This is a genomic window from Chromobacterium sp. IRSSSOUMB001 (assembly GCF_023507765.1).
Taxonomy (GTDB): Bacteria; Pseudomonadota; Gammaproteobacteria; order Burkholderiales; family Chromobacteriaceae; genus Chromobacterium; species Chromobacterium haemolyticum.
Genome location: NZ_JALCYU010000006.1, coordinates 266,606 through 281,988, shown reverse-complemented (window position 1 = coordinate 281,988; position 15,383 = coordinate 266,606). Strand labels below are relative to the sequence as shown.

29 protein-coding genes are annotated in these 15,383 nt (G+C 56.2%); 2 read left to right on the top strand and 27 right to left on the bottom strand.

Going from position 1 to position 15,383, the window contains the following annotated elements; translation table 11 throughout:
- Positions 1 to 28 precede the first annotated feature (28 nt).
- Both MOV80_RS10755 and MOV80_RS10750 read left to right on the top strand, forming a co-directional pair.
- Entirely contained in the window at positions 29 to 826 is a 798-nt protein-coding gene (locus MOV80_RS10755) for an MOSC domain-containing protein (RefSeq protein ID WP_019102990.1), read from the top strand.
- A gap of 51 nt (positions 827 to 877) precedes the next feature.
- The gene (locus MOV80_RS10750; protein ID WP_019102991.1) at positions 878 to 1,789 is read left to right on the top strand and encodes a glutaminase; all 912 of its coding nucleotides are present in this window, start codon (positions 878 to 880) and stop codon (positions 1,787 to 1,789) included.
- Positions 1,790 to 1,901: 112 nt separating this feature from the next.
- Here the strand turns inward: MOV80_RS10750 and rplQ are convergent, their stop codons facing one another.
- From rplQ to rplC, 27 genes are all read right to left on the bottom strand, one after another.
- On the bottom strand, positions 1,902 to 2,297 hold the full coding sequence (gene rplQ / locus MOV80_RS10745; RefSeq protein ID WP_019102992.1) for a 50S ribosomal protein L17: 396 nt from the start codon (positions 2,295 to 2,297) through the stop codon (positions 1,902 to 1,904).
- 25 nt (positions 2,298 to 2,322) lie between these two features.
- Positions 2,323 to 3,306 carry a DNA-directed RNA polymerase subunit alpha gene (gene rpoA, locus MOV80_RS10740; RefSeq protein WP_039755788.1) on the bottom strand — a complete coding sequence of 328 codons (984 nt, stop codon included), beginning with the start codon at positions 3,304 to 3,306 and terminating at the stop codon, positions 2,323 to 2,325.
- Positions 3,307 to 3,329: 23 nt separating this feature from the next.
- Positions 3,330 to 3,950: a 30S ribosomal protein S4 gene (gene rpsD / locus MOV80_RS10735; RefSeq protein WP_043594097.1), complete on the bottom strand. Its 621-nt coding sequence runs from the start codon at positions 3,948 to 3,950 to the stop codon at positions 3,330 to 3,332.
- Positions 3,951 to 3,968: 18 nt separating this feature from the next.
- A complete protein-coding gene (gene rpsK, locus MOV80_RS10730; protein ID WP_008955659.1) occupies positions 3,969 to 4,364 on the bottom strand; it encodes a 30S ribosomal protein S11 in 396 nt (131 codons plus the stop codon).
- 19 nt (positions 4,365 to 4,383) lie between these two features.
- Positions 4,384 to 4,746 (bottom strand): 30S ribosomal protein S13, encoded by a 363-nt coding sequence (gene rpsM, locus MOV80_RS10725; protein WP_019102771.1) that lies wholly within the window; start codon positions 4,744 to 4,746, stop codon positions 4,384 to 4,386.
- Positions 4,747 to 4,816: 70 nt separating this feature from the next.
- Positions 4,817 to 4,930, bottom strand: coding sequence for a 50S ribosomal protein L36 (gene rpmJ, locus MOV80_RS10720; protein WP_011137711.1), 114 nt, complete (start codon positions 4,928 to 4,930; stop codon positions 4,817 to 4,819).
- Between the two features lie 261 nt (positions 4,931 to 5,191).
- Complete coding sequence (gene secY / locus MOV80_RS10715; protein WP_039755684.1) at positions 5,192 to 6,511, bottom strand: preprotein translocase subunit SecY; 1,320 nt, start codon at positions 6,509 to 6,511, stop codon at positions 5,192 to 5,194.
- Between the two features lie 11 nt (positions 6,512 to 6,522).
- Positions 6,523 to 6,954, bottom strand: a complete 432-nt coding sequence (gene rplO, locus MOV80_RS10710) for a 50S ribosomal protein L15 (protein WP_019102768.1) — start codon at positions 6,952 to 6,954, stop codon at positions 6,523 to 6,525.
- Positions 6,955 to 6,957: 3 nt separating this feature from the next.
- Positions 6,958 to 7,143 (bottom strand): 50S ribosomal protein L30, encoded by a 186-nt coding sequence (rpmD, locus tag MOV80_RS10705; protein WP_011137715.1) that lies wholly within the window; start codon positions 7,141 to 7,143, stop codon positions 6,958 to 6,960.
- Entirely contained in the window at positions 7,136 to 7,654 is a 519-nt protein-coding gene (gene rpsE / locus MOV80_RS10700) for a 30S ribosomal protein S5 (protein WP_043594101.1), read from the bottom strand. The genes rpmD and rpsE overlap by 8 nt, the downstream gene beginning before the upstream one ends.
- 13 nt (positions 7,655 to 7,667) lie before the next feature.
- Positions 7,668 to 8,021: a 50S ribosomal protein L18 gene (rplR, locus tag MOV80_RS10695; protein WP_019104497.1), complete on the bottom strand. Its 354-nt coding sequence runs from the start codon at positions 8,019 to 8,021 to the stop codon at positions 7,668 to 7,670.
- Between the two features lie 13 nt (positions 8,022 to 8,034).
- The gene (rplF, locus tag MOV80_RS10690) at positions 8,035 to 8,568 is read right to left on the bottom strand and encodes a 50S ribosomal protein L6 (protein WP_019104496.1); all 534 of its coding nucleotides are present in this window, start codon (positions 8,566 to 8,568) and stop codon (positions 8,035 to 8,037) included.
- Between the two features lie 9 nt (positions 8,569 to 8,577).
- Positions 8,578 to 8,973: a 30S ribosomal protein S8 gene (gene rpsH, locus MOV80_RS10685; protein WP_019104495.1), complete on the bottom strand. Its 396-nt coding sequence runs from the start codon at positions 8,971 to 8,973 to the stop codon at positions 8,578 to 8,580.
- Positions 8,974 to 8,987: 14 nt separating this feature from the next.
- Complete coding sequence (rpsN, locus tag MOV80_RS10680; RefSeq protein WP_081546296.1) at positions 8,988 to 9,293, bottom strand: 30S ribosomal protein S14; 306 nt, start codon at positions 9,291 to 9,293, stop codon at positions 8,988 to 8,990.
- A 4-nt stretch (positions 9,294 to 9,297) separates the two neighbouring features.
- Entirely contained in the window at positions 9,298 to 9,837 is a 540-nt protein-coding gene (gene rplE, locus MOV80_RS10675; protein WP_019104493.1) for a 50S ribosomal protein L5, read from the bottom strand.
- A gap of 10 nt (positions 9,838 to 9,847) precedes the next feature.
- Positions 9,848 to 10,162, bottom strand: coding sequence for a 50S ribosomal protein L24 (rplX, locus tag MOV80_RS10670; RefSeq protein WP_019104492.1), 315 nt, complete (start codon positions 10,160 to 10,162; stop codon positions 9,848 to 9,850).
- 9 nt (positions 10,163 to 10,171) lie between these two features.
- On the bottom strand, positions 10,172 to 10,540 hold the full coding sequence (gene rplN, locus MOV80_RS10665; RefSeq protein ID WP_019104491.1) for a 50S ribosomal protein L14: 369 nt from the start codon (positions 10,538 to 10,540) through the stop codon (positions 10,172 to 10,174).
- A gap of 203 nt (positions 10,541 to 10,743) precedes the next feature.
- Positions 10,744 to 11,007: a 30S ribosomal protein S17 gene (gene rpsQ, locus MOV80_RS10660; RefSeq protein ID WP_043594104.1), complete on the bottom strand. Its 264-nt coding sequence runs from the start codon at positions 11,005 to 11,007 to the stop codon at positions 10,744 to 10,746.
- Position 11,008: 1 nt separating this feature from the next.
- Positions 11,009 to 11,197, bottom strand: a complete 189-nt coding sequence (rpmC, locus tag MOV80_RS10655) for a 50S ribosomal protein L29 (protein ID WP_011137725.1) — start codon at positions 11,195 to 11,197, stop codon at positions 11,009 to 11,011.
- Positions 11,197 to 11,613 carry a 50S ribosomal protein L16 gene (gene rplP / locus MOV80_RS10650; RefSeq protein ID WP_019101458.1) on the bottom strand — a complete coding sequence of 139 codons (417 nt, stop codon included), beginning with the start codon at positions 11,611 to 11,613 and terminating at the stop codon, positions 11,197 to 11,199. Before rplP ends, rpmC begins: the two co-directional genes overlap by 1 nt.
- Entirely contained in the window at positions 11,597 to 12,298 is a 702-nt protein-coding gene (gene rpsC / locus MOV80_RS10645; protein WP_043594108.1) for a 30S ribosomal protein S3, read from the bottom strand. Before rpsC ends, rplP begins: the two co-directional genes overlap by 17 nt.
- 10 nt (positions 12,299 to 12,308) lie before the next feature.
- A complete protein-coding gene (gene rplV, locus MOV80_RS10640; RefSeq protein ID WP_019099946.1) occupies positions 12,309 to 12,638 on the bottom strand; it encodes a 50S ribosomal protein L22 in 330 nt (109 codons plus the stop codon).
- 9 nt (positions 12,639 to 12,647) lie between these two features.
- Positions 12,648 to 12,926 (bottom strand): 30S ribosomal protein S19, encoded by a 279-nt coding sequence (rpsS, locus tag MOV80_RS10635; RefSeq protein WP_019099947.1) that lies wholly within the window; start codon positions 12,924 to 12,926, stop codon positions 12,648 to 12,650.
- A 6-nt stretch (positions 12,927 to 12,932) separates the two neighbouring features.
- On the bottom strand, positions 12,933 to 13,766 hold the full coding sequence (gene rplB / locus MOV80_RS10630) for a 50S ribosomal protein L2 (RefSeq protein ID WP_043594111.1): 834 nt from the start codon (positions 13,764 to 13,766) through the stop codon (positions 12,933 to 12,935).
- Positions 13,767 to 13,777: 11 nt separating this feature from the next.
- Positions 13,778 to 14,086, bottom strand: coding sequence for a 50S ribosomal protein L23 (gene rplW / locus MOV80_RS10625; RefSeq protein ID WP_019100830.1), 309 nt, complete (start codon positions 14,084 to 14,086; stop codon positions 13,778 to 13,780).
- On the bottom strand, positions 14,083 to 14,703 hold the full coding sequence (gene rplD / locus MOV80_RS10620; protein WP_019100829.1) for a 50S ribosomal protein L4: 621 nt from the start codon (positions 14,701 to 14,703) through the stop codon (positions 14,083 to 14,085). Before rplD ends, rplW begins: the two co-directional genes overlap by 4 nt.
- The gene (rplC, locus tag MOV80_RS10615; RefSeq protein WP_043594113.1) at positions 14,703 to 15,347 is read right to left on the bottom strand and encodes a 50S ribosomal protein L3; all 645 of its coding nucleotides are present in this window, start codon (positions 15,345 to 15,347) and stop codon (positions 14,703 to 14,705) included. The genes rplD and rplC overlap by 1 nt, the downstream gene beginning before the upstream one ends.
- Positions 15,348 to 15,383: the final 36 nt, after the last annotated feature.

Here is a 15,383-nt window from a genome sequence, read left to right as displayed (position 1 = left end):
CGGTAACCACAGCCTAGCGGAGCCCTTCATGCAACTTGTCGAAATGTTCGTCCATCCGTTGAAATCCTGTCGCGGCCTTTCCTACAGCCGCGCCTTCGCCGGCAAGCAGGGCCTGCTGCATGACCGCGAGTGGCTTCTGGCGAGCGAGAACGGCCGCTTCTTCACCGCCCGCTCCCACCCGCAGCTAGTGCGCGTGGAGGTGGACCTGATTCCCGGCGGCGCGCTGTTCAAATTTCCAGGCAAGCCGCCGGTGCTGGCAATGAGCACTCAATACCAGCAAGAAGCGCCGGCCACAGTATGGAAGGACAACTTCGCCGCCTATCACGGCGATGCCGCGGTCGATCGTTGGTTCAGCGAAGTACTGGACGAACCCTGCCGGCTGCTATGGCTGGGCATGCATTCCAATCGCCGGCTGAAGGACAGCGAACACGCGATGTCCTTCGCCGACGGCTATCCTTATTTACTAGTGAATCAGGCATCGCTGGATGCGCTGAACGACGAACTGGATCAACCGGTTACTCTGCGGCATTTCCGCCCCAATCTGGTGGTCAATGGCGATTACGCCTGGGAAGAGGACGATTGGAAAGTCGTGCAGATCGGCGATGTGGTGTTCGATGTCGCCAAGCCCTGCACTCGCTGCGTGCTGACCACGGTAGACCCGGATACCGGCATCAAGTCGCCGGAGCAGCAGCCTTTACGCACGCTGGTCAGCATCCGCACCTTGCCGGAAGGCGTCTGCTTCGGCGTCAACTTGGTGCCTCGCAATGAAGGCCTGCTGGAGTTGGGCGCTGAATTCAGCGTGCTGGAAACCCGCTACGAGTTTTGATTTTCCAACGCCGGCCATCGGCGTTTTGACTGATTTATGCTGAATAGATTAATGAATCTGCAAGACTTACTCGATCAAATCCACGACGAAGTTGCCGCCTACTACGGCCAAGGCCGCGTCGCAGACTACATCCCGGCGCTGGCCGAAGTGCCGCCACGCCAATTCGGCATGGCCATCACCACCTTGGACGGCCGCCATTACCGCTGCGGCGACGCCGCCGTCCCCTTCTCCATCCAAAGCATTTCCAAAGCCTTCATGCTGGCGCTCACGCTGGAGGCCGACGGCGACTCCTTATGGAGCCATGTAGGCAAAGAACCGTCCGGCAACCCGTTCAATTCACTGGTGCAGCTGGAATACGAGGACGGCGTTCCTCGCAACCCCTTCATCAACGCAGGCGCGCTGGTGGTCACCGACCGCGCCATCAGCCATTTTGAAGACGCCCACGGCGCCTTGCTGACCCGCTTGCGCCAAGAGTCCGGCAACGCCACGCTATGCGGCAATGCCCGCGTCGCCGAATCCGAGCGCGCCCACGGTCATCGGAACGCAGCGCTGGCGCACTTTATGAAAAGCTACGACAACCTCGACAACGAGGTGGAAACCGTACTGCAGCAGTATTTCAACAGCTGCAGCATAACGATGAACTGCGTGGAGCTGGCCAATGCAGGCTTATTCCTCGCCAACCACGGCATCACCCGAGACGGCTTGCAATCGCTAAGCCGCAGCCAGGCCAAGCAAATCAACGCGGTGATGCTGACCTGCGGCACTTACGATGCCGCCGGCGAATTCGCCTACCGAGTCGGCCTGCCAGTGAAAAGCGGCGTTGGCGGCGGCATGCTGGCCATCATACCCGGCAAAATGAGCATCGCCGTGTGGAGCCCGGAGCTGGATAGCAAGGGCAATTCAGTGCTGGGCCTGGAAGCGTTGGATCGCTTCACCACGCGTACAGGCCTCTCGATTTTTTAAGCCATCCCGCCAGCTGGCGCCGGATAAGAAAAAACCCGCTCAAAGGCGGGTTTTCTTTTCCGGCAATGAAAAAAGCCAGGCTTACGCCTGGCTTCTTTCTCAACTTCGTCGATTACTCGGCGGAGTTGTCTTCAACCGCTACGGCATCTTCCGCACGGTCCACCAGCTCTACCAGAGCCATCGGGGCATTGTCGCCCTTGCGGAAACCGTACTTCAGGATACGCACATAACCACCATTGCGGGCGGAGAAGCGCGGGCCGAGAACGTCGAAGAGTTTAACCACGATATCGCGGTCACGAGTGCGGTCAAACGCCAGACGACGGTTGGCGAGAGACGGCTTTTTGCCGAGCGTAATCAACGGCTCGGCCACACGACGCAGTTCCTTGGCTTTCGGCAGCGTGGTCACGATAACTTCGTGCTTCAGCAGCGAATTCGCCATGTTGCGCAGCATCGCCAGACGATGGCTGGTCGTGCGGTTCAGTTTACGATTACTGTAACGATGACGCATTGTTAATGTCCTTTTATCTCAAACCTTACGGCTTTTCGAGGCCAGCAGGCGGCCAGTTCTCGAGTTTCATCCCGAGAGTCAGGCCTTTGGAAGCGAGAACTTCCTTGATCTCGTTCAGCGACTTGCGGCCGAGGTTCGGAGTCTTCAGAAGCTCGGTTTCAGTACGCTGGATCAGATCGCCGATGTAATAAATGTTCTCAGCTTTCAGGCAGTTGGCCGAACGAACCGTCAGTTCAAGATCGTCTACCGGACGCAGCAGGATCGGATCGATCGGCGGCGCCTTTTCAACGACTTCTTCAACCGCTGTGCCTTGGAGATCGGCAAAGATCGACAGCTGATCCATCAGAATACGGGCAGCGTTGCGCACTGCCTGTTCCGGCTCAATCACGCCGTTGGTCTCGATATCGAGAACCAGGCGGTCGAGATCGGTACGCTGCTCAACACGGGCGCTTTCCACAGCGAAGCTCACGCGGCGAACCGGCGAGAAGGAAGCATCCAGTTGAATGGTACCGATGGAACGGTTGTCTTCATGATTGGATCGAACCGACACCGGCTGATAGCCGCGGCCTTTTTCGATCTTGATCTCCATGTCGATCTTACCGCCAGAAGAGATGTGACAAATCACGTGGTCCGGATTGATCACTTCCACATCGTGCGGCAGTTCGATATCGCCAGCCAAGACAGCGCCTTCGCCGTCCTTTTTCAAGGACAACACAACACTGTCACGACCATGCAGCTTAAGCACTACGCCCTTGAGGTTGAGGAGGATGTCTACGACATCCTCGCGCACGCCATCAAGTGCGGAATACTCATGCAAAACGCCAGCGATAGTCACTTCGGTCGGAGCATAGCCCGGCATCGACGACAGCAGAATCCGGCGCAGCGAATTACCCAGAGTATGAGCGTAGCCGCGCTCGAACGGCTCCATCGACACACGAGCGTGAGTGGCGGAAACCGGCTGAACGTCGATAAGACGAGGTTTCAGAAATTCCGAAGCGCTGTTTTGCATAGTCATTCCCTAAGAGCTAGCGATTACTTGGAGTAGAATTCCACAACGAGTTGTTCGTTGATATCGCTAGACAGTTCGGAACGTTCCGGAGCGGATTTGAAAGTGCCTTCCATTTTCTTGGAGTCAACCAGAACCCAAGACGGGAAGCCACCCTGCTCGGCCAGAGCCAGACCTTCTACGATACGGGCCTGTTTCTTGGCTTTTTCACGGACGGACACTACGTCACCGGCTTTAACCTGGTAGGACGGAATGTTCACAACCTGGCCGTTCACAACGATAGCCTTGTGGCTAACCAGCTGGCGCGCTTCGGCGCGAGTGGAGCCAAAGCCCATGCGATATACAACGTTATCCAGGCGGGCCTCGAGCAGCTTCAGCAGGTTTTCACCCGTGGAGCCTTTGCGACGCACAGCTTCCGCAAAGTAATTGCGGAACTGACGCTCGAGTACACCGTAAATACGACGGATTTTCTGCTTTTCACGCAGTTGCACACCGTAGTCAGACAGGCGGCTCTTACGAGCGCCATGCTGGCCCGGAGGGCTATCCAGTTTGCACTTGGAATCCAGTGCACGACGCGCGCTCTTCAGGAAAAGGTCGGTGCCTTCACGACGAGCGAGCTTACACTTAGGGCCGATATAACGTGCCATGTTCTCACACTCTCCGAATTAGATACGACGTTTTTTGGGCGGACGGCAACCGTTGTGCGGTACCGGCGTCACGTCGGAGATGCTGGTGATCTTGAAACCCAGCGCGTTGAGTGCGCGAACAGCGGATTCACGACCCGGACCCGGGCCCTTGATACGAACTTCGAGGTTCTTCACACCGTATTCTTGGGCAACTTTACCAGCGTGCTCTGCTGCTACCTGAGCAGCAAAGGGTGTACTCTTGCGCGAGCCCTTGAAACCAGCGCCGCCAGAGGTAGCCCAAGACAATGCATTGCCTTGACGGTCGGTGATCGTGATGATGGTGTTGTTGAACGAAGCGTGCACGTGCACGATGCCTTCGCTAACAGACTTGCGCACTTTCTTGCGTACACGAACTGCTGTGTTTGCTTTAGCCATTATCTGTTGTTCCTATTAATTACTTCTTGCCGGCGATCGCCTTACGCGGCCCCTTGCGGGTGCGAGCGTTAGTGCGAGTGCGCTGACCGCGGCACGGCAGGCCACGACGATGGCGGAAGCCGCGATAGCAGCCCATGTCCATCAGACGCTTGATGCTCATGGTGACTTCGCGACGCAGATCACCTTCAACGGTGAACTTGGCGACTTCGTCACGCAGAGCTTCCATTTCAGCGTCAGTCAGATCCTTCACTTTCGTGGAAGGGTTCACGCTGGCAGCAGCACAAATCTGCTGGGCGCGAGTCTGACCGATGCCGAAAATTGCCTGCAGGCCGATAACGGCATGCGCATGATTGGGGATGTTTACCCCTGCAATACGGGCCATACTCTTTCCTTAAGCCTTAAGACCTTGAAAAGTTTGCGATTGTAACACGCAAATCCAGGTCTAACAAATGTTAGCCTTGTTTTTGCTTGTGACGCGGATCCGTGCAAATCACGCGAACTACGCGATTGCGACGAATGATTTTGCAGTTGCGGCAAATCTTCTTTACCGAAGGCTGTACTCGCATGTCAGTTCCTTTCAATCCTCTAAAAGAGCAAGTGCGTTATTTCGCACGGAACACTATCCGGGACGGGCAGGACCGAGGAGAAACCCCTCGCCCCAAACCGCAGTCAGATTGGATGCGAATGCCTATGCAATCGCACCCCGTCTGAAGTGCCCGGTTACCACGTGTCCATTCACAAGCAAAACTCCGAAGCGGACTCCGGAATTTCGCACTGCATCTGGATGGTGTCTTCCTTAGCCAATAACCCAGCGCAAGCTCAAGTTGTCAGCGCGTGAGCGCGTTGCCTTTGAAGTTGGCCTTCTTAAGCAAGCTCTCGTACTGATGCGACAGCACGTAAGACTGTACCTGCGCCATGAAGTCCATGGTTACCACCACAATGATCAGCAGCGATGTGCCGCCGAAGTAGAACGGCACGTTCCACTTCAAGATCAGGAATTCCGGCAACAAGCAGACCAGTGTGATGTAGATCGCACCAATCAGCGTCAGCCGCAGAATGATCTTCTCGATGTACCGGGAAGTCTGCTCACCAGGACGAATACCCGGGATGAAGGCACCGCTCTTCTTCAGGTTGTCAGCCGTTTCCTTCGGGTTGAACACCAACGCCGTGTAGAAATAGCAGAAGAAGACGATGGCCGCCGCATACAGCAGCACGTAGATCGGCTGACCGGGATGCAGTTTGTCTGCGATGCCCTTCAGCCAGCCCATGTGCTCGCCCTGACCGAACCAGCCGAGAACGGTGGCCGGGAACAGGATGATGCTGGACGCGAAAATCGGCGGAATCACCCCCGCCATGTTGAGCTTGAGCGGCAAATGCGTGCTCTGGCCCTGCATGACGCGATTGCCCACCTGCCGTTTGGCGTAGTTCACCAGGACTTTGCGTTGGCCGCGCTCGGCGTACACCACCACATAAGTCACCACGATCACTCCGACAAACAACACGACGGCAAACAGGATAGGCAAAGAACCCTGACTGGTTAGAGTCAAGGTCTTGCCGATCGCAGCCGGAACGCCAGCGGCGATACCTGCGCAGATGATCAACGAAATGCCGTTGCCAATCCCGCGCTCGGTAATCTGCTCGCCCAGCCACATGAGGAACATGGTGCCGGTTACCAGCGATACGACAGTCGTCAGGTAGAACTCCCACTGCGGAGTCACCACCAGGTTAGGCTGCTTGTACAGCATCACCGCAATGCCGAAACTTTGGAAAGTCGCGAGCAGAACAGTGGCGTAACGTGTGTACTGGGTTATCTTACGACGTCCCGCATCGCCCTCCTTCTTCAGCTGCTTGAGGCTCGGAAGAACCTCGGAGGCGAGCTGAAGAATGATGGAGGCCGAGATGTACGGCATAATGCCAATGGCAAAAACCGTAAACCTCGAGAGGGCGCCGCCCGAGAACATGTTGAACATGTCGAGCAGGCCCGTCTGCGATGAGTGGAACAACTTCGCTAGCTCGGCAGGGTTGATACCCGGAACCGGGATGTGGGCACCGATGCGATAAACGATCAGGGCACCAATCAGGAACCAGATTCGACGCTTGAGATCACCAAACTTATTGGCATTTGCCACTAGAGAAGTATTCGCCACAGATTATTGCCTTATTCTACGCTGCCGCCGGCAGCTTCGATGGCGGCGCGAGCGCCGGCAGTTACGCCAACGCCGCGCAGTTTTACTGCGCGCTCAATCTTGCCGGACAGCACCACCTTGGCGGAAGTCGCCTGGATGGAAGCCAGACCAGCTTGCTTGAGAGAGAGCAGGTCGATTTCATCAACCGGCAGCAGGTTCAGCTCGGACAGGCGAATCTCGGCAACCTTGCCTGCGTTCAGCGACTTGAAGCCGCGTTTCGGCAGACGACGTTGCAGCGGCATTTGACCGCCTTCGAAACCAACCTTGTGGAAACCACCTGCACGGCTCTTCTGACCTTTGTGACCGCGGCCACAAGTCTTGCCCAGGCCGCTGCCGATGCCACGGCCTACACGGCGCTTGGCATGCTTGGCGCCGGCACCCGGCTGTACAGTGTTCAGCAGCATCTCTTAGCCCTCGAATTTCAACAAGTAGCTGATCTTGTTGATCATGCCACGGTTTTCAGGGGTATCGAGCACTTCAACAGTCTGGCGAATTTTCTTCAGACCCAGACCACGGGCGCAAGCCTTGTGAGACTCCAGGCGACCGATCAGGCTCTTTACCAGAGTGACCTTTACAGTCTTGGCGTTACTCATGGCTCACCCCCAGGATGTCCTCGACGCTCAGGCCACGCTTGGAGGCGATTTGCGCCGGGGTGTTGATGTTGCTCAGACCATCCAGAGTTGCACGCACCACGTTGTACGGGTTGGTGGAACCATGAATTTTTGCCGAGACGTTATGAACACCCATAGCATCAAAGATAGCGCGCATCGGGCCGCCGGCTTTCACACCGGTACCTTCTTTAGCGGGCTGGATGAATACAGTAGTAGCGCCGTGCTTGCCAACCACAGTGTGGTGGAAAGTGCCGTTTTTCAACGGAACCTTAACCATGTTGTGGCGAGCTTGTTCCATTGCCTTTTGTACGGCAACCGGAACTTCCTTGGAACGGCCCTTACCCATGCCGATTCCGCCATCGCCATCACCTACCACGGTCAAGGCGGAGAAAGCCATGATACGGCCGCCTTTAACCACTTTGGTGACGCGGTTGACGCTGATCATTTTCTCGACCAGACCGTCGCCACGATCTTCCGTTTCGTGTTTAGCCATTCTTCACTCCGAATTAGAATACGAGACCGTGTTCGCGAGCGGCGTCAGCCAGCGCTTTCATACGACCGTGGTATTTGAAACCAGAGCGGTCGAAAGCGACTTTCTCGATGCCAGCGGCTTTTGCTTTTTCAGCAATGCGCTTGCCGATCACGGCTGCAGCTGCCACGTTGCCGCCGTTTTTGAGATCAGCGCGTACGTCGGTTTCCAGCGAAGAGGCGCTGGCCAGTACTTTGCTGCCAGTCTCATCAACGATCTGGGCATAAATGTGGCTATTGGTGCGATACACAGTGAGACGCACCATCTTGAGCTCCGCGATCCGGGCACGGGTTTTACGTGCGCGGCGGAGTCGAGCTTGTTTCTTGTCCATATCAGTGCCTCAGTTACTTCTTCTTGGTTTCTTTCAGAACCACAACCTCATCAGCGTAACGAACGCCCTTGCCTTTGTACGGCTCGGGAGCGCGGTAAGCGCGGATTTCGGCAGCCACCTGGCCAACGCGCTGCTTGTCAGCGCCTTTGATCAGGATCTCGGTCTGACTCGGAGTCTCAGCTTTAACGCCTTCAGGCATTTGATGAGCCACCGGGTGGGAGAAACCCAGAGACAGGTTCAGGGTGTCGCCTTGGGCCTGGGCACGATAGCCCACGCCTACCAGCTGCAGCTTCTTCTCGAAGCCTTTGGACACGCCGGTCACCATATTGTTCAGCAGCGCGCGCAGAGTGCCGGACATGGCACGAGCGAACTTGCTGTCGTTCTTGGCGGCGAATGTCAGTTGGCCGTTGTCCAGCTTGACATCTACCTCTTCGCACAGAGCGGTGCTCAGGGAGCCCAGGGCGCCCTTCACAGTCACTTCTGCAGCGCCGAATTTCACTTCGACGCCAGCCGGGATGACTACGGGATTCTTAGCTACGCGAGACATTTGACCCCCTTAAGCCACGACGCACAGCAACTCGCCGCCGATGCCGGCCGCGCGCGCTTTGCGATCAGTCATAACGCCTTTGGAGGTGGACAGGATAGCCACGCCCAAGCCATTCATGACTTTCGGGATTTCGGTGGAGCCCTTGTACACACGCAGGCCAGGGCGGGAAACGCGGTCAATGCGCTCGATCACCGGACGGCCAGCATAGTACTTGAGCTGGATATCGAGAACAGGCTTCTTCTCTTCGCCGGCAACGGCGAAGTCTTCGATGTAGCCTTCTTCTTTCAACACCTGCGCCAGCGCAATTTTCAGCTTGGAAGACGGCATGGAAACAGCCACCTTGGAAGCCATTTGGCCGTTGCGGATGCGGGTCAACATATCGGAAATAGGATCGTGCATGCTCATTTATGTGTCTCCTATTACCAGCTGGCCTTCACAACCCCCGGAATCTCGCCCTTCAGAGCGATTTCACGGAGTTTGTTACGACCCAGACCGAATTTGCGGAATACGCCACGCGGACGACCGGTAATGGCGCAGCGACGACGCTGGCGAACCGGGGAAGCATTGCGCGGCAGCTGCTGCAGTTGCAGGCGAGCTGCAAAGCGCTCTTCTTCCGAGAGGCTTTGATTGTTGATAGTCGCGATAAGGGCTTCGCGCTTGGCAGCAAATTTTGCAGCCAGCTTGACACGCTTCTCTTCGCGCTGAATCAGTGCAAGTTTTGCCATGTGCTTAACCCTTGAACGGGAACTTGAACGCGGCCAGCAAAGCGCGGGCCTCTTCGTCAGTCTTCGCGGTGGTGGTAACAGTAATGTTCATACCACGCAGAGCATCGATCTTGTCGTACTCGATTTCCGGGAAGATGATCTGTTCTTTAACGCCCATGTTGTAGTTGCCGCGGCCGTCGAAAGACTTGGCGGAAACACCACGGAAGTCGCGAACGCGCGGCAGCGCGATCGTCACCAGGCGGTCCAGGAACTCGTACATGCGTTCGCGACGCAGAGTTACCTTGCAACCCACCGGATAGTGATCGCGAATCTTGAAGCCTGCGATGGATTTGCGAGCGGTGGTGACAACCGGCTTCTGGCCGGCGATCTTTTCCAGGTCGCCCACGGCGAAATCCATTACCTTTTTATCGGCAACAGCTTCGCCCACACCCATGTTCACAGTGATCTTCTCAATGCGCGGGACTTGCATGATGGACTTGTAGCCGAACTGTTTCATCAGTTCAGGCACTACGGTGTCTTTGTAGAAATCGTAGAGACGTGCCATGTTTTGTTCCTTACGCGCCAATGACTTCGCCGTTGGACTTGAACACGCGTACCTTGCGGCCGTCTTCAAGAATCTTGAAGCCTACGCGGTCAGCCTTTTGGCTTGCCGGATTGAAAATGGCGACGTTCGATGCGTCAACAGGCATGGTCTTTTCAACGATGCCGCCGGCCACGCCACGCACCGGATTCGGCTTCTGGTGTTTCTTGGCGACATTCACGCCTTCAACAACCAGTTTCTCGTCCAGAACGCGCAGAACGGTGCCGCGCTTACCTTTGTCTTTGCCGGTGATTACTACGACTTCATCACCCTTGCGAATTTTGCGCATGCGATCTCCTTACAGTACTTCAGGAGCCAGCGAAACGATCTTCATGAAGCGCTCGGTACGCAGTTCACGCGTAACAGGCCCGAAGATACGAGTGCCGATAGGCTCAAGCTTGTTGTTGAGCAGGACGGCGGCGTTGCCGTCAAACTTGATCAACGAGCCATCCGGACGACGCACGCCTTTGGCAGTGCGAACCACAACCGCGTTGTAAACGTCGCCTTTTTTGACGCGTCCACGCGGTGCAGCATCCTTGATGGTCACCTTGATGATGTCGCCTACGCTTGCATAGCGACGCTTGGAACCGCCCAATACTTTGATGCACATAACGTGACGCGCACCTGTATTGTCAGCGACCTCAAGCATGGTCTGCATTTGGATCATGTGATGATTACCTTTCTAATCCAACTTTATCCGTCACTCTCACCTGCCGGTTTCTCGCATAAGAGCAAGACCAAACAGACGAAACGCCACAGAAACTGTGGCGTATCCAACGGCCAGTTTTGGACCCCGTAAGGGCGGAACTCCTACCCGATAGAGGTAGGAAGATGGCCATTATACAGGGAGCTTTCGCCCCCTGCAAGTCTTTACACCTGGCGGGATTTCTCTACCAGGGCAGTTACCACCCACGTCTTGGTCTTCGAGAGCGGACGGGACTCGCTGATAACAACGATATCGCCGGCCTTGAACTCGTTGTTCTCGTCGTGCGCGTGGAACTTCTTAGAACGACGGATAATCTTGCCGTAGATCGGGTGCTTTACTTTGCGCTCGACCAGCACGGTCACGGTTTTATCCATCTTGTCGCTGACTACGGTACCGGTCAGCGTACGTACCACTTTGGTTTCGCTCATCTTAAACTGCCTTTTCTTTCAGAACGGTGCGCACGCGAGCGATGTCGCGACGTACTTTCTTCAGTTCAGAGGTCTTGGCGAGTTGCTGAGTGGCGTGCTGCATGCGCAGAGCAAACTGGGCCTTCAAGAGGCTAAGCAGTTCCGCCTTCAGCTCGTCAACAGTTTTGGCTTTCAGTTCGGACGCTTTCATTACTGACCTACCTGTCTAGTTACAAACACAGTGGCGATCGGCAACTTGGCTGCGGCCAGACGGAAAGCTTCACGAGCGAGTTCCTCGGAAACACCATCCATTTCGTACAGCATCTTGCCAGGCTGGATTTCGGCCACGTAGTACTCCGGAGAGCCTTTACCCCCGCCCATACGAACTTCAGCAGGCTTGGAAGTAATCGGCTTGTCCGGGAAGATGCGGATCCAGATGCGGCCGCCACGCTTGATGTGACGGGTCATCGCGCGACGCGCAGCTTCGATCTGGCGCGCGGTCAGACGACCACGACCAACCGCCTTCAGACCGAAATCACCAAAGCTCACTTTGTTGCCACGAGTAGCGATACCCGTGTTGCGGCCTTTATGCTGTTTACGGTACTTGAGTCTAGTTGGCTGCAGCATTTCGAGCACCCTTTCTCGATTTCTTCTCGGTCGCTACCGGAGCCGGTTGAACTTGACCCGGCTTGAGCTCGCCCTTGTATACCCATACCTTGATGCCGATGATACCGTAGGTAGTTTTGGCTTCGGAGGTAGCGTAGTCTACGTCTGCGCGCAGGGTATGCAGCGGCACGCGGCCTTCGCGGTACCATTCGCTACGAGCAATGTCGATACCGTTCAGACGGCCGGAGCTCATGATCTTGATGCCTTGAGCGCCCATGCGCATTGCGTTTTGCATAGCGCGCTTCATGGCGCGACGGAACATCACGCGCTTCTCCAGTTGGGAAGCGATGCCGTCGGCGATGATTTGAGCATCCAGTTCCGGCTTGCGAACTTCTTCGATGTTCACATGCACGGGAACGCCCAGGCGCTTTTGCAGTTCTTGCTTGAGCAGCTCGATGTCCTCGCCTTTTTTACCGATCACAACACCCGGACGGGCGCTGTGAATGGTGATGCGGGCGGACTTAGCCGGGCGCTCGATGGTCACACGGCCAACCGAAGCGTGACCCAGACGCTTTTTCAGGAATTCACGAACTTCGATATCCTGCTTCAGCATTTCCGGGAAGTTCTGCGAATTCGCGAACCACTTGGAAGACCAGTTTTTGTTAACGGCAAGACGGAATCCCGTCGGATGAATCTTCTGACCCATTTCTTACCCCTTAATTGCCAACGGTCAACGAGATGTGGCAGGTCTGCTTTTCGATGCGATTGCCACGACCCTTAGCACGGGCGGTGAAACGCTTCAGACTAGCGCCTTTGTCAACAAAGATGCCGGTGACACGCAGGGTGTCAATGTCGGCGCCTTCGTTGTGCTCGGCGTTAGCGATGGCAGATTCCAGCACTTTCTTGATGATTACCGCGCCCTTCTTCGGGGAGAAGGCCAAGATATTCAGAGCCTGATCAACGGACTTGCCGCGGATCAGATCGGCCACCAGGCGGCATTTTTGTGCCGACAGGCGAACGCTTTTCAGATTTGCAGATACTCTCATCGCTTCACCTTATCTCTTCTTCGCCTTCTTATCGGCCGCGTGGCCTTTGAAGGTACGAGTCAGCGAGAATTCGCCCAGTTTATGGCCGACCATGTTTTCGGAAACATAAACAGGCACATGGGTGCGACCGTTGTGCACAGCGATGGTCAGACCAATGAAATCCGGCAGGATGGTCGAACGACGAGACCAAGTCTTGATCGGACGCTTGTCGCTGGTTGCCCGCACCGCATCTACTTTTTTCAGCAGATGCAGATCAACGAACGGGCCTTTTTTCTGCGAACGTGCCATTGTCAATTACCCTTTTTTGGAATAGCGACGGCGTACGATCATATTGTCGGTACGCTTGTTGCGACGGGTACGGAAGCCCTTAGCCGGAGTGCCCCACGGGCTAACCGGCACACGGCCTTCACCAGTACGGCCTTCACCACCACCGTGCGGGTGGTCAACCGGGTTCATGGCAACGCCACGAACGGTCGGACGGATACCGCGCCAGCGAGTAGCGCCAGCCTTGCCCAGCTTGCGCAGGGAGTGCTCTTCGTTACCCACTTCACCAACAGTCGCTCGGCAATCAACGTGCACCAGGCGAATTTCGCCCGAACGCAGACGCAGTTGAGCGTAAGCGCCTTCGCGAGCCAGCAGCATCGCGGACGCGCCAGCGGAACGAACCATCTGAGCGCCCTTGCCAGGCTGCATTTCCACGCAGTGGATAGTGGTACCCACCGGGATGTTGCGGATCGGCAGAGCGTTACCGGCCTTGATCGGAGCTTCCGCGCCGGACAACAGCTCAGCGCCTGCTTTCACACCGCGCGGGGCGATGATGTAGCGACGCTCGCCATCGGCGTAGCACAGGAGAGCGATGTGAGCGGTGCGGTTCGGATCGTATTCGATGCGTTCCACTTTCGCCGGGATGCCATCCTTGTTGCGACGGAAGTCGATGATGCGGTAGTGCTTCTTGTGGCCACCGCCACGATGACGCGTGGTGATGTGACCATTGTGGTTACGGCCACCGGTGGAAGATTTCTTTTCCAACAGGGCGGCGTGCGGAGCACCTTTGTGCAGGTCAGGGTTTACTACCTTGACAACGGCACGGCGGCCCGCGGAAGTCGGTTTTACCTTAACGATAGGCATGCTCTATCTCCTTACTCCGCTGCGGCCGGGGTAGCGGTCAGATCAATTTCTTGACCTTCCACCAGGCTAACGTAGGCCTTTTTCCAGTCACTGCGACGACCGATGGAACGGCCAAAGCGCTTAACCTTGCCTTTGACATTCACAGTGGAAACGCCTTCAACTTTTACGTTGAACAGCATTTCAACCGCGGCCTTGATTTCGGGCTTGGTCGCGTCTTTGGCAACGCGGAACGCCATTTGCTGGTTCTTCTCAGCAATCATGGTGCTCTTTTCGGAAACGATGGGAGCAAGAATTACTTGCAACAGACGTTCTTGGTTCATGCCCACTGCTCCTCAAGTTGCTTCACAGCGTCGCGAGTGATCACGGTCTTCTTGAAGCGCAACAGGCTGTACGGATCAGCTTGAACCGCTTCGATAACCAGCACGTTCGGCAGGTTACGCGAAGAGAGATAGAGGTTTTCGCTCAGTTCGCCAGTGATGAACAAAGCCTGTTCCAGGCCCATCGGCTGAACGGTGCCAACGAATTCTTTGGTCTTCGGGCTTTCAACGTTCAGCTCGTCAACCACGATCAGACGCTCGTCGCGGACCAGCTGCGACAGAATCGCGGCCATGCCTGCACGGAACATCTTGCGGTTAACTTTCTGAGTGAAGTTCTCGTCCGGCTTGTTCGGGAAGGCACGGCCACCACCACGACGGTTCGGGGTGGAAGTCATACCGGCACGAGCGTTACCAGTACCTTTCTGACGGAAAGGCTTTTTGGTCGAGTGCTTCACTTCAGCACGGGTCAGCTGGGCGCGGTTGCCGCTACGAGCATTCGCCAGGAATGCGGTAACAACCTGATGCACCAGGGCTTCGTTGTATTCGCGGCCGAACAAAGAGTCGGACACTTGCAGGCTGCCAACAGCCTTGCCTTGGGTATTGATTACATTCAATTCCATCACGCACCCGCCTTCACGCTAGGACGAACGACTACGTCACCGTTCTTGGCGCCAGGAACAGCGCCTTTAACCAGAATCAGTTGACGCTCGGCATCGACACGAACGATTTCCAGGCACTGCACGGTGCTCTTGACGTTACCGTATTGGCCCGCCATGCGCTTACCCGGGAAAACGCGACCCGGATCTTGCGCCTGACCGATGGAACCCGGCGTGTTATGCGAACGCGAGTTACCATGGGAAGCACGGTTGGAAGAGAAGTTGTGACGCTTGATCACGCCGGAGAAGCCTTTACCTTTGGAGGTGCCGGTTACATCAACCAGTTGACCAACGGTGAAGATCTCAACAGCGATGGCATCGCCCGGCTTGAAGCTGGACAGATCGGAGGCGGTCAGCGGAAACTCGACCAGACCCAGACCTGCTTCAACGCCAGCCTTGGCGAAGTGGCCCGCGGCAGCCTTAACAACACGGCTGGCCTTTTTGGAGCCATAGGTAACCTGCACGGCATTGTAGCCGTCGGTTTCAGCAGTTTTGATTTGCGTGACGCGGTTAGCGGACATGTCCAGCACAGTTACCGGGATGGTTGCGCCATCTTCGGCAAAAATGCGGGTCATGCCGACTTTGCGACCGACAAGACCTAAACTCATGTTTATTTCCTTTTTCAGGCGCCGATTACGATTGAC